Below are 9,392 nucleotides of genomic sequence, written 5' to 3' on the forward strand. Positions count from 1 at the left end.
TAATTTAACCGCATAAATGATACATTTGCCGTACGATTTCAGTAACATCCTTTCTCTAACACAATGATATCCAAACTAATTTTTAGTATTTTTTATATAATTCATGCTCAGTAGTTTGCAATGATATTTATTGAATCGTGCTAAGATAAATTCTATATCCGTTTATGCTGTTTTATGATTATCAATACTATCCATCAGCACAGCAGATTAGCGCGTTAAAAACATTAAGACTCTTGTCAGGAAGACGAGATGGCTAAAAGACACTGGAGAGTCCACCCTTTCTGTCTTCCTCAAGAAACGCTGTTTTTACCATTCGATGGTTTAGAGCAACATTTCGACCAATGTGATGCCTAACACGGTAGTTATTTTTATTTTAAGTAAAAATTTACCGATAAATAAACGGACTATTACGCATCATCGTTCTCACTATAGAAAACGGTACATGTCTATTTTTTATACCAATTTTTCATAAAAAATAATCGCTGTCCTTTTTATATTGTTGGTATTTTTTAGGGAAGACAAAAGGAGTTGTCCCATGAAAGATCATAACGACCCATCCGGTTATTGGCGTGCCAATCTCCGTCTCATCGTAGGTAGCTTAGTGGTTTGGGCACTATGTTCTTATGGTTTTGCTATTTTATTACGTCCTCTTTTGGCCGGTATTAAGGTCGGCGGCACTGACTTGGGCTTTTGGTTCGCCCAGCAAGGCTCCATCGGGGTGTTTATCATTTTAATTTTCTTCTACGCATGGCGTATGAATAAGTTAGATAAACAATATGGCGTAGATGAGGAATAGACCATGAGCCAGTATCTGATTAATATTATTTTTGTGGGCTTATCTTTCGCTCTGTATTTTGGTATTGCGATTTGGGCTCGTGCTGGGACAACCAGTGAATTCTATGTGGCAGGTGGCGGTGTACATCCCGTCGTAAACGGTATGGCGACAGCAGCTGATTGGATGAGTGCTGCGTCCTTTATTTCTATGGCAGGTTTGCTTGCGGCGGGCGGCTATGGCGCATCGACCTACTTGATGGGTTGGACAGGTGGTTATGTTTTATTAGCCATGCTACTGGCGCCTTACTTACGTAAATTCGGCAAGTTCACCGTGCCTGACTTTATTGGTGATCGCTTTTATTCAAAAACGGCGGCGATGATTGCGGTGGTTTGTTTGATTATCGCCTCCACCACCTATGTTATCGGCCAGATGACCGGTGCTGGGGTCGCGTTTTCACGATTCTTAGAAGTAGACAACAACACGGGCCTTATTATTGCGGCGGTTGTTGTATTCTTTTACGCAGTCCTTGGTGGTATGAAAGGGATTACCTACACGCAGGTTGCGCAGTATGTGGTTCTAATGATTGCTTATACCATTCCTGCCGTCTTTATCTCACTGGAATTAACAGGCAATCCAATTCCAGGTTTGGGCTTGTTTTCAAACCATCTCGAATCTGGCGTGCCTATTTTAACCAAACTCGATCAAGTCGTGACCGATTTGGGATTCACAGCATATACGGCTGACGTACCTAACAAGTTAAACATGGTGCTTTTCACCTTGTCACTAATGATCGGTACGGCTGGTCTGCCTCACGTTATTATTCGCTTTTTCACGGTTCCTAAAGTTGCCGATGCACGCTGGACCGCTGGTTGGACATTGGTCTTTATCTCACTGTTATACTTCACGGCACCTGCCGTTGGCGCAATGGCTCGCTTAAACCTCATTGATACTATCTATCCACAAGGTGTCGCAGAGCCTGCTATCAACTATGACCAACGTCCAGACTGGATGAGGACTTGGGAAGATACTGGCTTGATTAAATATACTGACCTCAATAACGATGGTCGTATTCAGATGTATAACGACAGTGGACTGGGTGCCGCAGAAGTTGCGCTAACCAATGCACAGACTGAAGGTGGTGATGTGGGTGCTGCGACCACTGCGGTTGAAACAGCGCGCGCTGCACACGACCTAGAAGTAGATGGCCGTTTTGCCGATGCAGGCTGGACTGGTAACGAGCTCGACGTCAATGCTGATATTCTAGTATTGGCTAACCCAGAGATTGCACAACTACCACCTTGGGTAATTGGTTTGATCGCTGCAGGTGGTTTGGCTGCTGCACTGTCAACTGCCGCTGGCCTATTGCTTGCCATCTCGTCAGCGATTAGCCATGATTTAATCAAACGAAATCTCAATCCAAATATCACTGACAAAGGAGAGCTAAAGGTCGCACGTGTCACGATGGGTATCGCGATTGTGGTTGCTACTTACCTAGGTATGAATCCACCAGGGTTTGCCGCACAGGTCGTGGCATTGGCATTCGGTATCGCGGGTGCTTCTCTCTTCCCTGCACTGATGATGGGTATTTTCTCAAAACGTATCAACAATCTTGGCGCTATCGCTGGTATGTTGACAGGTTTGATTAGTATCTTGGTTTATATCTTCGTCTTCAAAGGCTGGTTCTTTATCAGTGGTACTGCCAATTTCCCTGATACCGCAGAGTATTGGTTGTTTGGTATTTCACCATTGTCATTTGGTGCGATTGGGGCATTGCTTAACTTTACCGTCGCATTCATTGTTTCTTATGCAACGAAAGCACCACCGTTGCACATTCAAGAACTGGTTGAAAGTGTTCGCTCACCTCGCGGCGCAGGCGGTGCAGTCGACCATTAATTTGACGAATGACGACATATCCTCTGTTACTATCACTCACTGGCAGTCAATGCTGGTGAGTGATTTTTTATCTAAAAATCATTAGGGCGTGTCCTCATTTTAAAAATGTTGATAAAAATGAGATAAATCGCAGTCAAACAAGGAAAATAGTGCAGATAATATCGAGATATTGACCAACTATTTGACGCCGTTTGGCAAGATTTAGCCATTTTTAACCCATTTAGATAACTATCGATTGAATTGAGGACATGCCCTAGAATAATTTTTAGTTTGTTTTTTTATTTGCCTCATTGAACACGTCCTAATTGAACATGCCTGACTAAAACTGCCTAGCGCATTAAGGAATATTTTATGCTTTTTGAGTTTATCGCGACCATCGCTGCCGCGTTTGGAATGGCTGGGTTGGCACTGATCATCACTCACCTCTGTAAATTGTCAGGTAAGCGCGCGCCAAAGTGGCTGATTCCTTTATTTGCTGCGATGGGTATGTTTGCTTTTCAAATACATCAAGAATACAACTGGTACAGTCAACAAGTCCGGCAGCTGCCTGCTGGTGTCGAAGTCGTAAAAACTGCCAAAAGCACAGAATGGTTTCGCCCATGGTCTTATGTCAAACCGCACGTCTTACGCTTTATTGCCGCAGATACAGGCAATGCCAGCATGCATACAGACAATCCAGACATGCATTTAGTCAATTTGTATTTGTTTGAAAGACGCAGAAGTGTGCAAAAGATTTTACAGGTAATAGATTGCACGACTCCTGCACGAGCGGACTACGTGATACCAGAAAAAGGTAGCACGCTGACGGTTGATGAACATGTCAAACAAACCACTGCATGGCGAGAGCTGACTACAAACGATCCTTTATTTATCAAAATCTGTACTGACGAAAGTATCTAATCCAATAACGCTTAGTATGGTAATACTGATTCATTGAACGCTGATAGTAAGTTGCTTTTAATAGCGTTGAGAAACTGCTGAATAAGTATGCTTTGAGTTGGCTCCCAGCAATAGCCCAGCGCATAAACCACCAAAATGTGCCGCAAACGAGATACCTTGTTGCGGCATCAATCCTTGCTTAATGGTCAGCCAATAGCCAGCTCCCATGACAATACAAGCAATCAGATAACCCCAACGCCGCGCAAATATAGCCCCGCCTATCATGTAACCAAGCATCGCAAAGCACAATCCTGATGCGCCAATATGGATAGAAGAGGGCGACCCAATAATCCATGTAACCAATCCTGAAGCAACGACCAGTTTAATCACCGTGCGATAAGCATTTTTTTCAAACAGCCCAAACAAAAACAGAATTTGTAATAGCGTCACCGTATTACCAGTTAAATGCGATAAATTGCCATGCATGGTCCATGAAGCAAACACCCCTATCATACTACCCACATCTAAAGCACGCGGCACGATACCAAAGATGTTCCACAGACCAAATAAGGCCACTTCATTTAAAAAAAACATGCCCCACATCGGTATAAGCACAAAAGCATAGAGTCCAATGACCTGCTTTATTCGTACGACAATTAAAGTGAGAAATTGCTGCCAATTCATATGCCATCCTATTCTTTAGATCTTATTTATCATCTATATATGCTTCAATGATTCACGGCAAATAGTGGGCGCACAGCAGGTTGGAAGGACAACAATGATGCGTCCTTATCCGCAGTTAAGTAGTTATCGCCATGTAATAACGATGTCGAATGATAAGGAACCAAAGCTGTAGGGATAAAGCGACGTGCCGCATCGATATGCTTGATTGAATCGTCAAAGAAAATATGTGGTGCAAATGTTCTGAGTACGGCTGTTTTTTCCAGTCCTCCCAAAAAAAATGCCATATCGACGTTCACGCCCCACTCTCGCAGCGTCTTGATAGCACGCAAGTCAGCTGGTGCATTACGTGCGGTCACAAGCGCAATTTTTATTGGCGAATATTTTAGACCAGCAGGTAGGCGCTCTTGCAGATTTGACAGCCTAATCAATAGTTCAGCATAAGGGCCTTTTTCAATCGGTAAGTCGCGCATTTGTACTTCACGATCATGAAAAGCTCGTAGCCCTTTCTGCTTATAAAGCAGTTCACCTGAATCATCAAAAAGCACCGCATCACCATCAAAGGCAATGCGCAGCTGATCGGTATCCAACTCATAAGTATTGACAGGCGTCGCATCTAGTATGGCACAAGCACAAATATTAGCATCTGCCACTTGCTGGGCATCCTCGCGATTGGTGGTCAAAAACAAATCGACGTTGAAATCCTTAATATAAGGAGCAACAGGGCTACCCGAAATAAAGGCAGAACGCGAGATATTGATGCCATGTTCTAAAATCGCATTAAGCACCTGAATACCCGTATCTGGACTACTTTTTGAGACGATAACGACCTCAACCAAAGGAGTTTCTAGTTCTGTACCCTGTATATCACTATTATCACAATACTTATTTAGGTTTAGTAACGCTTTAATCAACGGATAGCCTGCACCAATACTCAGAGGATCATTTTCACGCTCGATCATGTACTCTCTAAATTCTTTTATGGCACTGGTAGGTCGCTGCTCTAACAGCTCTAGCAAATAATTTTCTGACTCAGTCAAATCAAAAAGTGCTGTTGCAGAAATTGCAACGATGAGCGTATTACTAAAATCGACAGCCATGACTATCTCTACTTATAAAGTTATATAGGGAAACGAATGCAAACCAGTTTACTACATTCGCTAGTGTTTATAACAATAAGAAAAGTTATCGCTATGAGGCAGCAGTACAGGCCCTGAATTTAAAAGATACCCTGCTTTTTTTCTTAAATAAAAAATCAACCAATAAAAAAACCATACTGCTAGATTAGCAATATGGCTTCTTAACGAGTAGAAAGATTAATTCATTACGATACGGTGATTCTATACGCTGAGGTTCAGATTCAGACTACCCTAACAGCACAAGCGAAATAGCAGGGAACATCACCAATATTACCAGTCGAATCACATCAGAGACAATGAATGGTGCGACCCCGCGAAACATATCAGACAGCTTAATATGCGGTGCCATCGCCTTAATCACAAAGATATTCATCCCCATCGGTGGCGTAATCAAACCAAGCTCCACCGTCAATACTGCAATGATACCGAACCATACTGGATCAAATCCTAATGCGAGAATAATGGGATACACCACAGGAATGGTAATCACCAACATCGCGAGCGCATCCATGAACAGACCCAATAGGAAATACATGAACAGGATACAGATTAGCACAATCATTGGACTGACAGCCAGTCCACCGATCCAAGACGCCAAGGTATAAGACAAGCGCGAGACTGAGATAAAATACCCCAGTGCCTCTGCACCCAGCAGCATAAAGAACACCACAGCAGAGAGCGCGAGTGTCTCAATCAATGACTGCTTTAAACCATCTAAACGCATGCCTTTAACAAATGCATATGCCCAAGAGACAAATGCACCCACGGCCGCTCCTTCTGTTGGCGTAAATAGCCCTAAGAAGATACCCGCAATAATCACAATAAAGATAAAGCTAAATGGTATCAGACCAGTCAGCGATAGTAGCTTGGCTTTCCAAGTGGTTTTTTCACCACGGCGTGCTAGATGCGGTTTCCAGCGCACCATAATCATGACCGTGATTGAGTACATCACCATGCCCAAGATACCAGGCAAGAAACCTGCAATGAACATGTCACCCACGGATTGTTGGGTTAAGATGGCATAGACCAGTAAAGCAATACTGGGTGGAATCATAATACCCAACGTACCACCCGCTGCCAAAATACCGCAGGCAAACCCTGGTTGATAACCATACTTCTCCATTTGCGGCAAAGCAACTTTAGTCATGGTAGAGGCAGTGGCGAGCGATGACCCTGAAATAGAGGCAAAGACACCAGACGAACCGATACCTGCAATACCCAGACTCCCTCTTACTCCACCAAATATCGTGCGTGTGGCTTCAAATAGTTTACCTGCCATACCTGAATGTGTGGCAAACACACCCATGAGTATGAATAAGGGAATCGCACTAAAGTCATACTTTGCCAAGACATCAACTGGGATGTCCTTGAGCATTTGCAATGCACCACTAGGCGCTGTAACTGCACCGAAACCTACCAAACCCACCCCTAACATGGCAAGTGCTACAGGAACCCGTAGTACCACCAATAAGATCATGACAACTAGGCCAATCGCACCGATAATTTCTGGACTCATGCGCCTGTCTCCTCGGCGTCAAAGAATTCGCCTGTCTTAAAGATGTTGATGGATTCGATCAATGAGCGAATGGCTAGTAGGACGCTTAAGAAAGCACTGATGATATAAATAGGCATCATGGAGAGTCTTAGGTCTTGGGTGACTTTGCCGTACTCTAAGGCGTCCATGGCGCTCTCGTAGAGTCCCCATGAAAAGACAATGCCGATGACAAAGAAGCCCATCATAAAGATACCCATTAGGTAGCCTTTGATGGACTGTGGCATTTTCTGAGTGAAGACATCAACGATGATTTGTGAGCGCTCGACAAATGCGGCGAATGCGGCTAACAATGCAAATAGCATGAAATACGACACAATTTCCACGCTACCCTTGACCGTAAATCCAAACTCACCACCAGTGAGCTTGAATATATAGCGTGCGGTGACGTCTAACATGGTGGTTAGTACGATGATGATGAGACTAATACCACCAATAAATTGGCATAACCTAGAGATTAAAACGCTGAGCTTGACTAAAAATGCCATGTGACACCTCCAATAGGTTATACCTTACAGGCGGCACTAGCAGCTTTTGCTTTTTCATAGACACTATCAGCATCCAAACCTAAAGCATTAACGTCCTTTAGATATTTTTTTGTTCCTTCTTCGAGAGGGCCTTTCCAATCTGGATCGTTGAGTGGATCAGGGATTTCAATGATTTCATCGCCTTTATCTCTGGCCGCTTGTATAGCCATTTGGTCATGCTTATCAAAGACTTCGCCAACCTTATTAGCAAGCGCCATCCCTGAGTTTTTATCCAAAATTTGTTTTAGATCATCAGGCAAATTATTGTATTTATCCTTATTCATAGTAACCATGAGCGCCGAACTATAGAAAGGGATATTGGTATGATATTTTGTGATTTCATCGATTTTGAAAGCAGTTACCGCTTCCCAAGGAAAACTTAGCCCATCAACGACACCGCGCTGTAAAGAAGTATACATATCATTAGCAGGTAGACCTACTGGGGAGGCACCAGCACTTTCGATGATGTCACCAGCAACAGCTGAAGGACGACGGATTCGCATACCTTTCATATCTTCAGGCGTTCGAATCAACTTATCAGTTGTATGAAGTGCACCAGGTCCAGCACCGTACATAAATAGTAGATGTGAATCTTCATATTCACTAGCTAGCGTACCATCATCATAAAGAGTCTGGAGCATACAACCCATTTGAGTGGCTGAATTTGATAGACCTGGAAGCTCAGCAATCTGAGTCAAAGGAAATCGACCGTTGGTATAGCCATGAGCTTGTGAACCGATATCTATCGTACCTTTAGCAGCCGATTCATAAGTAACGTCTGCTTTGGCAAGACCCGCTGAGGGATATAATTCTACTTTTAGGCGACCTTCAGAATCTGTTTCTATTTGTTTTGCCCAAGGCTCAAAAACTTCTGTACTGATAGATGAGGTTGCTGGCCAAAAATGTGAGAAGCGTAACACAGTGGTTTCTTGAGAAGTGGCTGATGAGCCATCAGTCGTGTCAGCAGATTGGTTAGAACAACCCAGCAGATTAATAGCGGCTAAAGCACCAATTGAAAAAAGAGGAGCTAACTTCATTATCAATTCCTTTTGATAATTATGAAAATAGGAGTGAGGCATTACCGATAAACAATTCGATCCATACTAGATTGGACTGTCTACAAGTTTATATGTATTTTTTACATACCTGTAATAAAAATACAGTTTAAAATTAGCAGCTATAATGATATAAGTCAAATCATTTTGAGCACATTCTGGGTGGTGCATCAATGTTGCAGACAGTTCTAAAATGATTATTTTGGTTTGAGAGATTATAATCAGAGGTAGCTAAACTCAATTAAACACTCATAAAAGAGCAGTAGCTTAAGCATCTTATAAATGGTGATAGCAATAGACGCTTATTCTTCCATCTGCCACTTATCATCTAGCCATATTGCGTCACTATCGTCCAAATGAACATGCCATTCTGCATCAGTGACTACCAATCGAACTTCGGTCAAACACTCTAGCCAATGATTAATACTATACATCAAAACCTCTACATCCATGCTAGAAGACAGTTTTGTAGCACCTGCTAATATTGTTTCGGATTCACTGTCATCATAGGCGTAAAGATCAAAAGACTCCGCCTCTTCTGCATACTCAAAGCTTGTGTTATATTTATCGACTACTAACGTAATTTTTTCTTGCTCCTGCGGCGTCAATAGCGTAGAACGCTCTGCAGTGTAATAGAGTGAAACGCCCATAATGTGCTCCGAAATAGATAATAGCTCAGAATTACTTCTATAAGTTGATAAATAATATCACATCAAATCATTTCACAGACAAAAAGAAAACCCCCAGCGAATTAACGTTGGGGGTTTAACTTTGAATAGAGAGCTGACGATGACCTACTCTCACATGGGCGAACCCACACTACCATTGGCGCTATGATGTTTCACTTCTGAGTTCGGGAAGGGATCAGGTGGTGCCATCATGCTATTGTCG

General features: G+C 42.9%; 9 protein-coding genes and 1 rRNA gene. 3 read left to right on the plus strand and 7 right to left on the minus strand.

The genetic code is table 11. The features are described from left to right. Nucleotides 1-535: 535 nt before the first annotated feature. The 3 genes from QL982_RS13490 to QL982_RS13500 all read left to right on the plus strand — a co-directional run bounded on the left by QL982_RS13490 (nucleotide 536) and on the right by QL982_RS13500 (nucleotide 3,568). Complete coding sequence (locus QL982_RS13490; protein ID WP_290165323.1) at nucleotides 536-796, plus strand: DUF4212 domain-containing protein; 261 nt, start codon at nucleotides 536-538, stop codon at nucleotides 794-796. Nucleotides 797-799: 3 nt separating this feature from the next. Next, entirely contained in the window at nucleotides 800-2,668 is a 1,869-nt protein-coding gene (locus QL982_RS13495) for a sodium:solute symporter family protein (protein ID WP_290165325.1), read from the plus strand. 351 nt (nucleotides 2,669-3,019) lie between these two features. Continuing rightward, nucleotides 3,020-3,568: a hypothetical protein gene (locus QL982_RS13500; protein ID WP_290165328.1), complete on the plus strand. Its 549-nt coding sequence runs from the start codon at nucleotides 3,020-3,022 to the stop codon at nucleotides 3,566-3,568. 57 nt (nucleotides 3,569-3,625) lie between these two features. Here the strand turns inward: QL982_RS13500 and QL982_RS13505 are convergent, their stop codons facing one another. The 7 genes from QL982_RS13505 to rrf form a co-directional block, all read right to left on the minus strand. After that, nucleotides 3,626-4,231, minus strand: coding sequence for a rhomboid family intramembrane serine protease (locus QL982_RS13505; protein ID WP_290165330.1), 606 nt, complete (start codon nucleotides 4,229-4,231; stop codon nucleotides 3,626-3,628). Nucleotides 4,232-4,275: 44 nt separating this feature from the next. Next, complete coding sequence (locus QL982_RS13510; protein ID WP_290165332.1) at nucleotides 4,276-5,328, minus strand: 5'-nucleotidase; 1,053 nt, start codon at nucleotides 5,326-5,328, stop codon at nucleotides 4,276-4,278. A 265-nt stretch (nucleotides 5,329-5,593) separates the two neighbouring features. Then, nucleotides 5,594-6,883, minus strand: coding sequence for a TRAP transporter large permease (locus QL982_RS13515; protein WP_290165335.1), 1,290 nt, complete (start codon nucleotides 6,881-6,883; stop codon nucleotides 5,594-5,596). After that, a complete protein-coding gene (locus QL982_RS13520; protein ID WP_290165337.1) occupies nucleotides 6,880-7,407 on the minus strand; it encodes a TRAP transporter small permease subunit in 528 nt (175 codons plus the stop codon). The genes QL982_RS13515 and QL982_RS13520 overlap by 4 nt, the downstream gene beginning before the upstream one ends. Before the next feature lie 17 nt (nucleotides 7,408-7,424). After that, nucleotides 7,425-8,483 carry a TRAP transporter substrate-binding protein gene (locus QL982_RS13525; RefSeq protein ID WP_290165339.1) on the minus strand — a complete coding sequence of 353 codons (1,059 nt, stop codon included), beginning with the start codon at nucleotides 8,481-8,483 and terminating at the stop codon, nucleotides 7,425-7,427. 320 nt (nucleotides 8,484-8,803) lie between these two features. After that, the gene (locus tag QL982_RS13530; protein ID WP_290165341.1) at nucleotides 8,804-9,151 is read right to left on the minus strand and encodes a hypothetical protein; all 348 of its coding nucleotides are present in this window, start codon (nucleotides 9,149-9,151) and stop codon (nucleotides 8,804-8,806) included. Between the two features lie 131 nt (nucleotides 9,152-9,282). Further along, a 5S ribosomal RNA gene (gene rrf / locus QL982_RS13535) occupies nucleotides 9,283-9,392 on the minus strand; the annotation flags it as partial.

The organism is Psychrobacter sp. 5A.1 (assembly GCF_030407455.1).
Taxonomy (GTDB): Bacteria; Pseudomonadota; Gammaproteobacteria; order Pseudomonadales; family Moraxellaceae; genus Psychrobacter.